Annotated in this window: 16 protein-coding genes; 4 read left to right on the forward strand and 12 right to left on the reverse strand. The window is 64.6% G+C overall.

The annotated features are described in order from the left end of the window. Positions 1-2: 2 nt before the first annotated feature. From DYZ14_RS02945 to DYZ14_RS02960, 4 genes are read right to left on the reverse strand one after another with little or no spacing between them, the layout of a single operon-like run. The gene (locus tag DYZ14_RS02945) at positions 3-323 is read right to left on the reverse strand and encodes a metal-sulfur cluster assembly factor (RefSeq protein WP_154719266.1); all 321 of its coding nucleotides are present in this window, start codon (positions 321-323) and stop codon (positions 3-5) included. After that, positions 323-847, reverse strand: coding sequence for a DUF2249 domain-containing protein (locus DYZ14_RS02950; RefSeq protein WP_154719267.1), 525 nt, complete (start codon positions 845-847; stop codon positions 323-325). The genes DYZ14_RS02945 and DYZ14_RS02950 overlap by 1 nt, the downstream gene beginning before the upstream one ends. Then, positions 844-2,211 carry a hypothetical protein gene (locus tag DYZ14_RS02955; RefSeq protein WP_154719268.1) on the reverse strand — a complete coding sequence of 456 codons (1,368 nt, stop codon included), beginning with the start codon at positions 2,209-2,211 and terminating at the stop codon, positions 844-846. Before DYZ14_RS02955 ends, DYZ14_RS02950 begins: the two co-directional genes overlap by 4 nt. 39 nt (positions 2,212-2,250) lie before the next feature. After that, complete coding sequence (locus DYZ14_RS02960) at positions 2,251-2,559, reverse strand: DUF2249 domain-containing protein (protein ID WP_154719269.1); 309 nt, start codon at positions 2,557-2,559, stop codon at positions 2,251-2,253. Positions 2,560-2,778: 219 nt separating this feature from the next. Between DYZ14_RS02960 and hemN the strand changes: the two genes are divergently transcribed. Then, a complete protein-coding gene (hemN, locus tag DYZ14_RS02965; protein WP_154719270.1) occupies positions 2,779-4,131 on the forward strand; it encodes an oxygen-independent coproporphyrinogen III oxidase in 1,353 nt (450 codons plus the stop codon). Positions 4,132-4,216: 85 nt separating this feature from the next. Here hemN and DYZ14_RS02970 read toward each other — a convergent pair whose 3' ends face one another. From DYZ14_RS02970 to DYZ14_RS02995, 6 genes are all read right to left on the reverse strand, one after another. Beyond that, positions 4,217-6,115: a nitric oxide reductase activation protein NorD gene (locus DYZ14_RS02970; protein WP_154719271.1), complete on the reverse strand. Its 1,899-nt coding sequence runs from the start codon at positions 6,113-6,115 to the stop codon at positions 4,217-4,219. A gap of 11 nt (positions 6,116-6,126) precedes the next feature. Then, positions 6,127-6,933, reverse strand: a complete 807-nt coding sequence (locus tag DYZ14_RS02975) for a CbbQ/NirQ/NorQ/GpvN family protein (RefSeq protein WP_154719272.1) — start codon at positions 6,931-6,933, stop codon at positions 6,127-6,129. Positions 6,934-7,117: 184 nt separating this feature from the next. After that, positions 7,118-8,464 (reverse strand): nitric-oxide reductase large subunit, encoded by a 1,347-nt coding sequence (locus DYZ14_RS02980; RefSeq protein ID WP_154719273.1) that lies wholly within the window; start codon positions 8,462-8,464, stop codon positions 7,118-7,120. 28 nt (positions 8,465-8,492) lie between these two features. Next, a complete protein-coding gene (locus DYZ14_RS02985) occupies positions 8,493-8,945 on the reverse strand; it encodes a c-type cytochrome (RefSeq protein WP_154719274.1) in 453 nt (150 codons plus the stop codon). Between the two features lie 177 nt (positions 8,946-9,122). After that, on the reverse strand, positions 9,123-9,404 hold the full coding sequence (locus DYZ14_RS02990) for a cytochrome C oxidase subunit IV family protein (RefSeq protein ID WP_154719275.1): 282 nt from the start codon (positions 9,402-9,404) through the stop codon (positions 9,123-9,125). Positions 9,405-9,408: 4 nt separating this feature from the next. After that, a complete protein-coding gene (locus DYZ14_RS02995) occupies positions 9,409-9,978 on the reverse strand; it encodes a cytochrome c oxidase subunit 3 (RefSeq protein ID WP_154719276.1) in 570 nt (189 codons plus the stop codon). Between the two features lie 102 nt (positions 9,979-10,080). Between DYZ14_RS02995 and DYZ14_RS03000 the strand changes: the two genes are divergently transcribed. Genes DYZ14_RS03000 through DYZ14_RS03010 form a run of 3 tightly spaced genes read left to right on the forward strand, consistent with a single transcriptional unit; the run spans position 10,081 to position 11,403 of the window. Beyond that, on the forward strand, positions 10,081-10,236 hold the full coding sequence (locus DYZ14_RS03000) for a hypothetical protein (protein WP_154719277.1): 156 nt from the start codon (positions 10,081-10,083) through the stop codon (positions 10,234-10,236). Positions 10,237-10,249: 13 nt separating this feature from the next. Further along, positions 10,250-10,723, forward strand: a complete 474-nt coding sequence (locus DYZ14_RS03005) for a hemerythrin domain-containing protein (RefSeq protein WP_154719278.1) — start codon at positions 10,250-10,252, stop codon at positions 10,721-10,723. Further along, positions 10,720-11,403, forward strand: coding sequence for an NnrU family protein (locus DYZ14_RS03010; RefSeq protein WP_154719279.1), 684 nt, complete (start codon positions 10,720-10,722; stop codon positions 11,401-11,403). The genes DYZ14_RS03005 and DYZ14_RS03010 overlap by 4 nt, the downstream gene beginning before the upstream one ends. Here the strand turns inward: DYZ14_RS03010 and DYZ14_RS03015 are convergent. Continuing rightward, a complete protein-coding gene (locus tag DYZ14_RS03015; protein WP_154719280.1) occupies positions 11,400-11,984 on the reverse strand; it encodes a UbiX family flavin prenyltransferase in 585 nt (194 codons plus the stop codon). The two genes, DYZ14_RS03010 and DYZ14_RS03015, sit on opposite strands and share 4 nt — an antisense overlap. Continuing rightward, positions 11,981-13,489 (reverse strand): UbiD family decarboxylase, encoded by a 1,509-nt coding sequence (locus tag DYZ14_RS03020; protein ID WP_195949796.1) that lies wholly within the window; start codon positions 13,487-13,489, stop codon positions 11,981-11,983. The genes DYZ14_RS03015 and DYZ14_RS03020 overlap by 4 nt, the downstream gene beginning before the upstream one ends. Positions 13,490-13,519: the final 30 nt, after the last annotated feature.

A 13,519-nucleotide genomic window follows, 5' to 3' on the forward strand; every position in this document is an offset into this window, starting at 1 on the left:
GGTCAGTGACGGACGGCTGCAGGAAACACGCCGGATCGGATGAGATCGGGCGTCCAATGCGGTATGTAGGTCAGTTCCACAACCGCCATATTGACCCCGTCGATCGCTTCGACGGCTGCCTGCACTGCCTGTTGCAAGAATCCGGCGGCAGGGCAGCCACGCGACGTTGTCGTCATGACGACGAGCGCTCTGCCGCCGACATCGACCGTCACATCGTAGATCAGGCCGAGATCGACAATATTGCCGCCGATCTCGGGATCCGTGATCCCCTTGAGCGCGGCGACGATTTCTCCGGCAAGCCCCGGCAGGCTGTCGATGTCCATCACCTCACTCCTGCATCGCCGATGCGGATGAGCATGCGATAGGCGGTTCCCGTCTCGTCGTAATTGCCGACCCACTGGTGGCCGCGCTTTTCGAGTTCCGGCATCAGGAACACCGGCTCGCGCGACAGCAAGGCGAACAGCACCTCGCCGGGGTCCATGAGTTCGGTTTTGGAAAGAATGCGTGCCATCGGCTCGGGCGGATCGAGCTCGGTCAGGTCGAGGTGGAACACCGGTTCGGCCCACATCGCCGCAGACACCGCATCGTCGGAAACCGCGACATCGGCCGGCCCGCCCGCTTCGGGCGTAAACAGCACCTCCCATTCGCCACCGCCGATTTCCGATGCCTCGTGCGAGAAGCCGCGCTGTCCCATGACGCGAAACAGCGGTTCGGGCTTGAACGTGGCGATCAGGCGAAGTCCCTCGCCCGGCTTGAGGGACTGAACGGCTTCCATGATCGCCTGGAACGGTTCACCGCCATTGCGCAGGATCGGCCGGACGTCGAGTTCTTTATAGGCGTGTGTCATCTGGACCTCGTGGGCTGAAAGGACGGCAGGAAGAAATTGGGACGGATGGCTCCGGCAGGCAAGCGCTTGTCTGGCACTATTTCCAGAAGACGACGCGTGCGCAGGAATTCGGCAACCAGCGCAATGCTTCCGCCAAGCTGCAACCCGGCGCCGGCGCGATAGAGCAATGGCTGGTCCAGCGCCAGCGCAAGGGTCGAAAGCAGCACCCCGGCATGGAACAGCAGGAACCAGCGCCGGCTGCGCGGCTCGCTGACGAGATCCTGCACGCGCGGGGTGGGAACGCGCCCCAGTACCGGTCCGTAGCATTCGAGCCAGGTCAGGAAGGGAATGATCTTGAAGAGCTTGGCAAGGCCGAGGCCCGTCAGCCATCCGAAACCAAGAAGATAGACGATCGGCACCATGTCGCTCGACAGTCGCCCCACCACCGCTGCCGCGCCGAGCCAGCCCGCACCGACGAACAGCGCGGCAAAGGCAGCGATGCTGGCAAGGCTGTTGAGCTCGAGCTTCGGCCGCCGACGCGCACGATAGATGGCATAAAGATCGACGGCGTAGAACCCTAGGGCGGCGAGTGAAAACACGAGGGCCAGGGTCAAGGTCGACGTCATGAAGCCGGCCTCATCCTCGTTGACGGACAAGAGCACGGCGACCAGAAGCATGGCGATCGACGCCGCACCCGCAAGCCAGACTCGCCTGGCTCCGCCGGAGGCGCTATCCGGCGAAAGAAGGAACATGGGCAGCAGCTTGTAGCTGACGCCGACGGCCGAGACCGTCAGCCAGCCGCCAAGGCCGAGCGCCGCATGCAGCGGCAGTCCGGCCGGCAGGAAACCCGTCCAGGACGACGGCAGATAGCCGGAAAGGACGAGCGCGAATGTCGCCCCGAGCCCGAGCGTCGCCAGCAGCGCGACCAGCCCGAGGCCGACGAATTGGGCAGGCAGGGCTAGCGGCCATGCACTGGCAAGCGTGATGCCGACAATGCCGGCGATCGTCAGGTAGCCTGCGGAAAGGCCCAGGGCGCCGAACGAGAGCAGCGGGGCCGCGAACGCCCCGCCCCTGTCCATGAGCATGAAGCCGAGCACGAGTGAGGCCTCCCCGATGACGATTGCAGCGAGGCCCGACAGGGCCGCACCGCCGCCCTTCAACGGCTTGGCCACCAGCACCGGCACGAATTGCAGCAGGGCGCCGGACATCAGTAGGCCGAACCAGCCGGTGGTCAGCAGATGAACGACAGCCAATGTCGGCGGTGCCTCGATCGCTGCTCCGGGATAACCGTAGCCCGTGACCAGCAGTCCCTCGGCCAGCAGCAGAAAGACGCAGCTGGCCGCGAAATAGGCCATCGTCCAGCGGGAAAGGCTCGCACCCGGCATGTCCGTCTCCTCATTGCGGCGCCGTCGACGGCGATCCGCTCAATGGGCTCCGCCGCAGCCGCAACCGCAATTGGAGCCGGTATCGGCGCCGGCCGCGGCAGCCTCGTTCAGCCGTTCGATCGCGACCCGCCACACCTCAGGTCCCTGCTCGAGATATTCCCAGCCGAACAGGCCGGAGAAGTTCGACTGCAGATGATAGTGAAGCGGACGGGGATCATGATCGCTGGTGATCAACATTGCCGCCCCCGGCGGCAGTGCATGCAGCATTCCGAAAATCCGCGGATGGCGTTCCGGCGGCGGAATGAGGCGCACGTCGATATGGGGCCTGGTCTCTGCAATATCGGTCATTGGTTCGTCCTGTCTCCGTTCGGCCCGCAAATCATCATCGACGGCCCGGGCCCGGCCGATGCTTTGGATCTAGCCCCAAGCCTCGGAATCGACCTTGTCGCCGCGCAAATAAAACGGCGAAGGCGAATGTGGCCTTTCGCCTCGTTCCTTGGGATTTGGCAAAGAGCAAGAATGCGATCGGGTTTAGGCAGGGGATGACTGTGAACCCGGAGTAGCCCCATGTCCCGAGAATTGATCGAAAAATACGGAGAGGCCCGCCTGCCCCGCTACACCAGCTATCCGACCGCACCGCGCTTTGCCCCGGGCATCGGTGCCGGCACCTATGGCGACTGGCTGGCTGCCATCCCGGCCAACGAGGTGGTTTCGCTCTACCTGCACATCCCCTTTTGCCGGTCGATGTGCTGGTATTGCGGCTGTCACACCTCCATCACCCAGAAGGACCAGCCCATCCTCGACTATCTCGACGTGTTGAAGCGCGAGATCCGACTGGTGGCGAAGGCGGCCGGCAAACCGCTGAAGGTCGGCCAGATCCATTTTGGCGGCGGCACACCGACCATCATGACCCCGCAGGAATTCCTCGATCTGTCGATCTTCCTGCTGCAGGAGTTCGACATCACCTCATCCGCCGGCATCGCGGTTGAAATCGACCCGCGGACACTGACGCCGGCGATGATCCGGGCGCTCGGCCAGTCCGGCGTGACGCGCGCCAGCCTCGGCGTCCAGAGTTTCGATCCGGTGGTGCAGAAAGCGATCAACCGAATCCAGACCGAGGAACAGACGGGCGAGGCAACCCGCGGGCTGCGCGCCGCCGGCATCGACGGCATCAATTTCGACCTTATCTATGGCCTGCCGCACCAGACGGTGAAATCCTGCATCGAGACAGCCAAGGCCGCAATCGCCATGCGGCCCGATCGGTTTGCCGTGTTCGGCTATGCCCATATCCCCTCGTTCAAGAAGCACCAGCGGCTGATCGATGAAAACGCCCTGCCGGACGCCGCCGCGCGCCATGCCCAGGCCGAAGCCATCGCCGAGACGCTGGTTGCTGCCGGCTATCGCCGCATCGGCCTCGACCATTTCGCCCTGCCTGAGGACGATCTGGCGCTCGCCGCCGAGACCGGTAGCCTGCACCGCAATTTCCAGGGCTATACGACGGATGCCTGCAAGACCCTGATCGGGCTCGGCGCCTCGGCGATCGGCCGCACACCTGAAGGCTATGTCCAGAACGACGTGGCGATCGGCCAATATGCCCAGCGCATCGCCTCCGGCCAGCTCGCCACGGCCAAGGGCTACCGCCTGACGGCGGAAGACCGGCTGAGAGCACAGGTGATCGAACGACTGATGTGCGACTTCCGCGCCGATCTGGCCGACCTTTGCGCGCAACACGGTTTTGCCGTCGACCAATTGCTGTCCGGCAATGCCATGTTCCAGCGCCTGCTGGAAGACGGGATCACCGAAATCGCCGAAGGTGTCATCACCGTCAAGGATGATTGCCGCTTCATCATCCGCGCGGTCGCGGCGAGCTTCGACGCCTATCTCGACCAGTCGGCGCGAACCCATTCCAAGGCGGCCTGAAAGCCGAACCTTCACCCTTCAACAAGAAGAGGCCCGGCACCACCCCGATGCCGGGCCTCCCTTTGCGTGCCTTGCCGTGTCCGCCTCAGCCGGCAAGGCCGCGATAGATGGCCGGCAGGGCTGCCGGCAGTCGGGCGATGTTCGAGACCACGGCATAGCCGTGCTGGCCGAAGATCGCCGGCACATAGGATTTCGCGTCGCGGTCGACCGTCACGCCGAACACCCTGACACCCTTGCGCCGCGCCTCGATCACCGCGCGGCGGCTGTCTTCCAGCGCAAAGCGCCCCTCGTAGTGATCGACGTCGTTGGGCTTGCCGTCGGTCAGCACCAGCAACAGCTGGCGCCGGTTCGGCTGCTCGGTGAGCTTGGCCGTCGCATGACGGATCGCCGCGCCGATCCGGGTATAATAGCCGGGCTTCAGCGCCGCGATGCGGTTCTCTACCACCGGCCCCATCTTCTCGCCAAAATCCTTGACCGTCTCGACCCGCACCCAGGAGCGGCGGCGCGACGTGAAGGTCAGGATGGAGTGATTGTCGCCACAGGCCGCAAGTCCATTGGCCAGCACCAGAAGCGCCTCCTTTTCGACGTCGAGCACCCGCAGGTCGTCGAACCACGCATCCGTGGACAGAGAGACATCGACGAGCAGAGTGACGGCGAGATCGTGCGCCTGCGGCCGGCTCATCAGGTGAATGCGGTCGCTGCCCTCGCCGCCGGCCTTGAGGTCTGTCCGGCTGCGCACCACCGCATCGAGGTCGAGATCGGCGCCGTCGAGCTGGGCTCGCAGCATCTCGTGCTTGGGTCGCAGCACCTCGAACTGGCGGCGGACGCGGCGGATCAGGCTCTTCATCGCGGCGCTTGCTTCCGGGCCTTGCGCCTCTTCGGGAGCAGGTCCTGCCAGTACGCGGCAATAATCCTTGAGATAGGCATTGCGCCGATAGTCCCACTCCGGATAGCTCAGCTCCGCCGTCAGCGGCGTCCGGTCGAGCGCCTCGGGCGGAAGATCGAGATCGAAGCGGAAGCGCGCCGACGGACGCCCCTTGCGCTCGCCGAGCGTCATCTCGTCCAGTTCATCCGCCGCTGCGGCGTCATGGTCGTCGCTGTCGTCACCGGGGCGATCGACATTGACCATCTCCGCCATCGCCAGGATCTTTTCGAAACGGTTGAGGATGAAAGGACTGCGGTCCTTGTCGCGGCCGTCGCTCTTTTCACGCGTGGCGATCTGGCGTCCGGTCGTGGCCCCCTGACGGTCCCCGCCGGCGGCCGGCCTGTCCTCTTCCGTGCGCGGCGCGCTCTCCTCGCGCAGCAGCGCATCGGGCCAGAGCGGCACGGGCATCATCGGCAGGTAGCCGGGCGGCGCCCTTGCCGGCAAGGGTTCGGGATAGGCGAGCGGCGCAAGTCCCGCCCCCTCGCGCAGCAGATCGATGATGCGGTCCTCGACCAGTCGCTCGACGCGCGGCAGCTTGCCGCGCTGCCTCTCCACCAGGACGGCGGTGCAAAGCGTGCGATAGCGGGACCTGAGACCGGGAAACCGCTCGAGCACCGCGTGAGCCGTTTCGCCGGCCCGGTCGATCAAGGCGAGGTCGCGGGCCAGCGGATCGCTTGCCGAAACCGGATCGAGCGGCATGACTGCCATGGCGGCCGCCAGCCAGACATAGAGATCGCGGTTGAGCTCGGCCCTGGGCAGCAGATCGAGCACCGGCGGCAGCATGACGGTCGCGTGATCGCGGCCCGGCTGAACCAGCTTCTCCTCGCCGAGACCCAGCCGTTGGCGAAACTTCAGGCGATGACTTGACGTGCGGCCACGCGCCGGGGCGAGTTGCACCGCCCGTTCACCACCGAAGCCACGAAAGCACACGGAGAGCACCGGCTGGACGTCCTCGAGCAGGACGGCGGCTTCCGGATAGCGCGGCCATGTGCGGGTATTGCCGGCGATGTTGTGCCAGGCGCGCCCGACGGTCTCTTCCAGTTCCAGGAAGTCCAGCATGATGCACCTCTTTAGCGGATGACCGCGCTCGCCAGCTCGAGAAGGGCCGAGCGCACGTCCGGCTCGTCGGTCAGCGGCTCGATCATCGCCGAGCGCACGGCTTCCTTCGGCGCAAGGCCCGCGTCGATCAGGCTGGCGCAATAGACCAGCAGACGCGTGGATACGCCCTCTTCCAGATCATGTCCTTTGAGCGCCCGCAACCGACGGGCCAGTTCGACCAGCGGGGCGACCCGCGCCTCGTCCAGTCCGCTCTCGGCCGAGACCACGGCGATCTCGCGATCCTTCGGCAGGAAATCGAACTCGATGGCGACGAAACGCTGGCGGGTCGACGGCTTCAGCGTCTTCAAGAGGTTCTGGTAACCGGGGTTGTAGGAGACGACCAGCATGAAACCGGGCGGTGCGTTCAGCACTTCTCCGGTACGCTCGAGCGGAAGGATGCGCCGGTCGTCGGTCAGCGGATGCAGCACCACCGCCACGTCCTTGCGCGCCTCGACGACCTCGTCGAGATAGCAGATACCGCCTTCGCGTACGGCCCGCGTCAGCGGCCCGTCGACCCAGACCGTATCGCCGCCTTTCAGCAAGTAACGGCCGGTGAGATCGGCAGCCGCCAGGTCGTCATGGCAGGAAACGGTCGACAGCGGCAGGCCGAGCTTGGCGGCCATATGCCCGACAAAGCGGGTCTTGCCGCAGCCGGTCGGCCCTTTGAGAAGAAGCGGCAGCTGGCGGGTCCAGGCCGTCTCGAACAGGGCGCATTCATTGCCGGCCTGCGAATAGGCCGGGATGTCAGGCATGGGCGGATTGGTGAGCATGAGGTTCATGGGGTGTTTCCTTCAAGATTGGGCGATATCGACGCCATGCAGTGGCAGGCCGGTCTTTCCCCCGCAGGGGAAATCTGCCGAGCGCCCTGCGGCAGGCTCCGGCGGGGCGATGAGGGGACTTGTGGACATCCCCCCATCCGGCCCTCCGGGCCCTATTCCCCCGGGTTCGGGGGAGCAGCAATGCTTACTCGGCCGGTTCGGCGACACCGCCGAAGGCCGGGGCCTTTTCCTTGCCGGGCATCAGCACCGACCAGGCGAACATCAGGGCAGAGACCAGCACAACGGCGCCGGAGCCGAGACGCACCCAGTAGAACAGCGCGAGCTGATCCTGGACGGCCATGTAGCTTTCGCCCAGCACGCGCTGCAGGTGGACCTGAAGCACACCGGCGAAGGTGAGCGCGAAGGTCATCACCGACATGGCCGTGCACATCATCCAGAAGCTGGCAATCGACAACCACTGGTTATACGGCTGGCGACCGCGGATTTCCGGGATGGCATAGGCCATGATGGCGAGGTTGAGCATGACATAGGCGCCGAAGAAGGCGAGGTGGCCATGCGCCGCGGTCACCTGCGTGCCGTGGGTATAGTAGTTGATCGAGGACAGCGTGTGCAGGAAGCCCCAGACGCCGGCGCCGAAGAAGGCCATGACCGAGCAGCCGATCGACCACAGCAGCGCTGCCTTGTTCGGATGCTTGCGGCCGGCCTTCCAGGTCATCACGAAGGTGAAGATCACCATGGTGAAGAACGGCGCGACTTCCAGCGTCGAGAACAGCGAACCAATCCACTGCCAGTAGCCCGGCGCGCCGATCCAGTAATAGTGGTGGCCGGTGCCGAGAATGCCGGAGAACAGCGCCAGGCCGACGATGACATAGAGCCACTTCTCGACCACTTCGCGGTCGATGCCGTTGAGCTTGATCATCAGGAAGGCGAGAACGGAAGCCATGATCAGTTCCCACACGCCTTCGACCCACAGATGCACCACATACCACCAGTACATCTTGTCGAGTGCCAGATTGACCGGGTTGTAGAAGGCGAACAGGAAGAAGATCGCGACCCCCCAGAGCCCGAAGATCAGGATATTGGTCACGACGGTCTTGCGGCCCTTGAGCACCGTCAGCGTGATGTTGAACAGGAACATCAGCATGACGACGACAATGCCGACCTTGATGATGAAGGGCTGCTCGAGGAATTCGCGGCCTTCGTGGATCCCGAACAGATAGCCGACCACGGCAACCGCGGCAGCAATCAGGAAGATCCAGAACTGGGCGATTGCCATCTTGGGGCTATAGAGTTCCGTCTCCGCCTCTTCCGGCAGGAGGTAGTAGGTGGCGCCCATGAAGCCGATGAGCAGCCAGACGATCAGGGCATTGGTATGGACCATGCGCACGATGTTGAACGGCAGAAGCTCGGACAGCGTGTTGGGCAGCACGTAGACCGTGCCGGCGAGTACGCCGAACAGCACCTGGGCGAGGAAAAGGCCGAGCGCGCCGTAGAAATACAGCATCGCGACCTTCTGGGTTTGGTATTTCATTGTCGTTTCTCCTTGTCGCGGCGCTTGCTCAACCGGCGTCGTTCGGCGGCCAGTTCTGCGTCTTGATGCGGCTCGTCCATTCGAGGAAGTCGGCCAGATCGTTCAGTTCCTGTTCGCTGAGGTTGAACTGCGGCATCTGCCGGCGACCTTCGACGCCCGATGGCTGCGCGGCCATCCAGGATTTCAGCGTCTCGCGAGCACCCTCCGGATCTTCCTTGCCGCCCCAGCGCACCCAGACATTGCCCACTTCCGGCGCGAAATAGGCGCCTTCGCCGAGCAGGGTGTGACAATTGATGCAGGAGTTCTTTTCCCAGACGTGCTTGCCGCGCGCCACTCCGTCGGTCAGCGTCGATTCGTCGGTGGACGTGGTCTTCATGTAGTAGTGGCTGTGGGCCGTCAGGCCCACGAAGATCGTGAAGAAGAAGATGGACCCGCCATAGAAGACGTTGCGGGCCCCTGTCTTGGTTAGGCGCTCTGCCATCCCCATGGTCCTTTCGTTCGCCGCAGCTTTCATTCCGCCGTCGGCCTGGTGAAATCCCCCTGCAGCGGTCGGCGGCCTGGCCGCCCCTCATGCCGTTCTGCGGGACGGTCCCTTTCTAGCGGCGGACGAAAAGCCTTCTTTGCTATTTGGCAAATAAGCGGGCGATGGTCCGATCGCTCAGACCGGAGCGGTAATCGCCACGAAGACGGCGCGCGAAAGCGCCAGCAGTACGAAGGTCAGCGGCCAGGCGACGAGCGCGAAACGCAGCACGCCACCGGCGTGGCGCAGGCCCATGAAGTCGAGGATGATGATGCGCGCCTTGGCAAGCGCGGCCATCAGGACGATGCCGATCGGGACCAGCATGTGGCCGCTGAGCGCGGCCGTGATCGCCCCGCCGGCGGCCAGCACGCTTGCGGTGACGAAAGCCCAGTGAAGGCGTTCTTGGGAAAAGCGGTCCATCGGATCAGGCCAGATAGATGATCGGGAACATGACGATCCAGACCAGGTCGATCGCGTGCCACAGGGTGGTGATCAGCGCGACATTGCCGCGGGTCGGCCGCCAGGCGATCAGGAGCATGACAAGCGCCCCGAACACCACATGCAGCAGATGGAAACCGGTGAGGATGAAATAGAGCTCGAAGAAGCCACTGACCGCCGCATCCCCGGCATAGCGGATCTCCCCGGCATATTCGGCGAGCTTGACGAGAAGGAAAACGAAACCCAGCAGGGCCGCCGCGATCAGCGAGCGACGGACCTGCCGGGCCGAGGCGGTGGGGCGAGCCGCCACCGCCGCCTGCCAACCACTGGTGAGAAGCACGACCGTGTTGATGGCCGCGAGCCCGGGGCTCAAATGCAACCGCGCCAGGGCGAACCGTTCCGGCTCGAAAGCCGACATGACCAGGAAGGCACCGATCAGAATGCCGAAGGCGACAAGCTCGCTCCACACCAGCACCCAGAGCAGAAGAACGTCGCTCTCCTCCTCATCGACCGTGGGCGCCAAGGCGACCGCTGAAATATTGGTTCCCGTCATCATGGGTTGATTTTTAGGCGCCGGCGATGGGCGCGTCTTTGCGGCAGCACAAAGAAAAATGACAGTCGCCAAGTTACGGTCACACGATCGAAGGAGATTGCTTCCATGACTGACGCCCAGATCGGCCTTGCCGTCGCCACACCCATCATCATCGGCTTTGCGGTCATGCTCTACCGCATGGGCGTCTTACAGCGCGGCGGAACGATCTCGGCCGTGCTCGCCTCGATCGCCATCGCCACCGTGCTTTTCGTCAGTCAGTGAAGAGGAGTTCGACATGCGCACCGTCCGCCCCCTCGACCGACAGGACCTGACGACACTGGGACGAAACCACGAGGACCTGCTGCAGCTCTGCAGCGACCTCGAGAGCCTGGCCGACAGCCTGCCCTTCGCGATCGACGAGGCCCTCTGCCGCGAGGTGGCGGAACAGGTTCTCCCGCTTCTCGCCCGGACCCAGGACTTCGAGGAGCAACTGCTTTTCCCCGATCTCGACCGAAGCGCCGGTTCCTGCTTCACGGCGATGATGATCGAGCGGCTGAAGAACGAGCATCGCTGCGACCGCCTCGCCGCCGAGGAAATCTCGCTGACGCTGAAGGCCATGCTGCGCGGCCATTGCGGCCTGACCTTCGAGACCATCGGCTACATGCTGCGGGGCTTCTTCGAATGCGTGCGCCGCCACGTCGCCTCGGAAAAGGCGATGATCCACCAGTTGATTTCCCCTGAGCCGGAATCGCGGATGACACTCGCATGACCAACCTTTTGATCGCGCTCGGCGCCTTTCTCGCCCTTCACTCCGTGCCGGCCATCCCTCCGATCCGCGCCGGCGCCATCGCCATGCTCGGCCGGCGCACCTATCTCGGGCTCTATTCGCTGATCTCGGTTCTGGTGCTGGCCTGGGTGTTCCAGGCGGCACTCACGACCGAATACATCCCGCTCTGGGAGCCGGCCGGCTGGCAGGCCAAGGTGACGCTGGTCACCGCACCGATCGGCATGTTCCTCGTGCTTGCCGGCCTTGCGAGCGCCAACCCGCTATCGATCACCATGCGGCAGGAAATGGCCCCCGGTGCCATCACCACGATCACCCGCCATCCGGTACTCTGGGGCTTCCTGTTCTGGTCGCTCGGCCATCTGGTGCCGAACGGCGACCTGCGCTCGCTGATCCTGTTCGGCGGCCTCGCACTTTTCACGATTGCAGGTTTCGCGCTTCTCGACCGCCGTGCCCGCAAGCGCCTCGGCGGACGCTTCGAGCAGATGGCGAAGGCTTCCTCGCTCGTGCCCTTCGCCGCCGCTCTTTCCGGCCGCAACCGGCTGCGGGTCGATGGTCCCCTCCTGCTCTCGGCGCTCGCCGCTGCCGCCATCACCGGATGGCTGCTCTCCGGCGGGCACGCCCTTCTGTTCGGCGCCGATCCGCTGCTTGCCACCAGTTTCTAGCCTGACACGTCGCCGCCCCATTCGGCCGCCAACGGCTCGTCCGTGATCCGCAACAGATCGATGGCACGCGCGGCGATATGGTCGACGATAGCATCAACCGTCTCCGGCCGTCGGTAGAAGGCCGGGACCGGCGGCATGACGATCGCCCCCATCTCGGTTACCGCCACCATGTTACGCAAATGCCCGAGATGCAGCGGCGTCTCGCGAGCGAGGAGAACGAGCGGCCGGCGCTCCTTCAGGTGCACATCCGCAGCCCGGATCAGCAGCGTATCCGCAAGCCCGGTCGCGATACCGGAGAGACTGCGCATCGAACACGGAGCGACGATCATGCCGGCCGTGCGAAACGAGCCGCTGGCAATCGCCGCGCCGATATCACGGATCGCATAGCGACGAACGGAGAGCGCCTCGAGCCGGTCCAGCGCCCCCTCTCCGAGTTCATGCACAAAGGTCCGCTCCGCCGCCGCCGACACGACCAGATGCGTCTCTACACCCGCAAGCGCGACCAGCCGCTCGGCGATCCTCATGGCAATCGGCGCTCCGGATGCGCCGGAAACACCGAGCACGACGCGTTTGACGCTCATGGTAGATCCCCCAAACCCAGTTCGCTCCACATGGCATCGACCTTTGCGGCCACCTCAGGTGCCATATCCAGCACCCGCCCCCATTCGCGGTCCGTCTCCGGCCCGATCTTGGTCGTGGCGTCGAGCCCGAGCTTGCCGCCGAGCCCCGGCTTCGGCGAGGCGAAATCGAGATAGTCGATCGGCGTGTCCGCGATGATCGTGACGTCACGGCTGGCGTCGAAGCGCGTCGACAGTGCCCAGATCACGTCGTGCCAATTGCGCACGTCGACATCGGGGTCGACCGCGATGATCAGCTTGGTATAGCTGAATTGCGGCAGCATCGACCACAGCCCCATCATGATCCGCTTCGCCTGACCCGGATAACGCTTGTCGATCGACACGACGATGGCGCGATAGGAGCAGGCCTCCGGCGGCAGCCAGAGGTCGGAGATCTCCGGGAACTGCTTCTTCACCAGCGGCAGGAACAGTTCGTTCATCGCCTCGCCGAGCTTCGAAGGCTCGTCCGGCGGCCGGCCGGTATAGGTCGAGAGATAGATCGGTTTCTTGCGCATGGTGATCGCCGAAAGCGTCATCACCGGGAAGCGCTCGACCGAATTGTAATAGCCGGTATGGTCGCCATAAGGCCCCTCCTCAGCCAGCTCGCGCATCGAAACCGTACCCTCGAGCACGATCTCCGCATTGGCCGGCACGCAGAGCGGCTGGCTCACCGCCTTCACCACCCGGCTACGTCGTCGCTTCAGAACCCCGGCGAAACCGAGTTCGCTTATGCCTTCCGGCAGCGGCATGACGGCCGCAAGAATCGTCGCCGGGTCCGCACCGATCACCACGGCGACCGGCATGTCCTGCCCCAGCTTCTGCCACTGGAGATGATGCTTTGCCCCGCCGCGATGGGCGAGCCAGCGCATGATCAGCTTGTCGCGACCCAGCACCTGCATGCGATAGATACCGACATTCACATCATTGGGACCATCCGGCGAACGCGTGATGACCAGAGGCCAGCTGACGAGCGGCGCCGGCTCGCCCGGCCAGCACCACTGGATCGGCAGGCGGCCAAGGTCGATCTGATCGCCACGCCAGACGACCTCCTGGCAGGACGCACCGGAAACCTGCTTGACCCGAAGTGCCAGAGCCGACTGCAAGAGCGGCAGTTTCCCCATTGCCTCCTTGAGCGAGCGCGGCGGCTGCGGCTCGCGCAGTTCGCCGAGCAGATCCGCGAGTTCGCCGATACCCCCACTGTGGAGCCCGAAGCCCCATTCGATCCGGTCGCGCTTGCCGAACAGATTGGCGAGCAGCGGGATCGGGACGATCTCGCCGGCCGCATTGACGGGCTTTTCGAACAACAGTGCCGGCCCGCCGGAGGCGAGCACGCGCCGATGGATTTCGGTCACCTCATGTACCAGTGACACCGGCTTTTCGATGCGCTTGAGGCTGCCGCGGCGTTCCAGCGCGGCGGCGAAATCCTGAAGGTCGGCATAACGCCTTGCGGCGGAGGATGCGTTTGTCATCCCGCCTGTGTGGCGGCTAAAAATCATCGA

The sequence above is a fragment of the Ciceribacter sp. T2.26MG-112.2 genome, assembly GCF_900492205.1.
Lineage (GTDB): Bacteria > Pseudomonadota > Alphaproteobacteria > Rhizobiales > Rhizobiaceae > Allorhizobium > Allorhizobium naphthalenivorans_A.

Bases quoted from the DNA above. Each gene is read 5' to 3' on its own strand.
- DYZ14_RS02980 (WP_154719273.1), bottom strand. From the start codon at position 8,464: ATGAAATACCAAACCCAGAAGGTCGCGATGCTGTATTTCTACGGCGCG.
- DYZ14_RS02975 (WP_154719272.1), bottom strand. From the start codon at position 6,933: ATGAACCTCATGCTCACCAATCCGCCCATGCCTGACATCCCGGCCTAT.
- DYZ14_RS03005 (WP_154719278.1), top strand. From the start codon at position 10,250: ATGCGCACCGTCCGCCCCCTCGACCGACAGGACCTGACGACACTGGGA.
- DYZ14_RS02970 (WP_154719271.1), bottom strand. From the start codon at position 6,115: ATGCTGGACTTCCTGGAACTGGAAGAGACCGTCGGGCGCGCCTGGCAC.
- DYZ14_RS02960 (WP_154719269.1), bottom strand. From the start codon at position 2,559: ATGACCGATATTGCAGAGACCAGGCCCCATATCGACGTGCGCCTCATT.
- DYZ14_RS03010 (WP_154719279.1), top strand. From the start codon at position 10,720: ATGACCAACCTTTTGATCGCGCTCGGCGCCTTTCTCGCCCTTCACTCC.
- DYZ14_RS02995 (WP_154719276.1), bottom strand. From the start codon at position 9,978: ATGATGACGGGAACCAATATTTCAGCGGTCGCCTTGGCGCCCACGGTC.
- hemN (WP_154719270.1), top strand. From the start codon at position 2,779: ATGTCCCGAGAATTGATCGAAAAATACGGAGAGGCCCGCCTGCCCCGC.
- DYZ14_RS02945 (WP_154719266.1), bottom strand. From the start codon at position 323: ATGGACATCGACAGCCTGCCGGGGCTTGCCGGAGAAATCGTCGCCGCG.
- DYZ14_RS03000 (WP_154719277.1), top strand. From the start codon at position 10,081: ATGACTGACGCCCAGATCGGCCTTGCCGTCGCCACACCCATCATCATC.
- DYZ14_RS03015 (WP_154719280.1), bottom strand. From the start codon at position 11,984: ATGAGCGTCAAACGCGTCGTGCTCGGTGTTTCCGGCGCATCCGGAGCG.
- DYZ14_RS02985 (WP_154719274.1), bottom strand. From the start codon at position 8,945: ATGGCAGAGCGCCTAACCAAGACAGGGGCCCGCAACGTCTTCTATGGC.
- DYZ14_RS02955 (WP_154719268.1), bottom strand. From the start codon at position 2,211: ATGCCGGGTGCGAGCCTTTCCCGCTGGACGATGGCCTATTTCGCGGCC.
- DYZ14_RS02990 (WP_154719275.1), bottom strand. From the start codon at position 9,404: ATGGACCGCTTTTCCCAAGAACGCCTTCACTGGGCTTTCGTCACCGCA.
- DYZ14_RS02950 (WP_154719267.1), bottom strand. From the start codon at position 847: ATGACACACGCCTATAAAGAACTCGACGTCCGGCCGATCCTGCGCAAT.
- DYZ14_RS03020 (WP_195949796.1), bottom strand. From the start codon at position 13,489: ATGACAAACGCATCCTCCGCCGCAAGGCGTTATGCCGACCTTCAGGAT.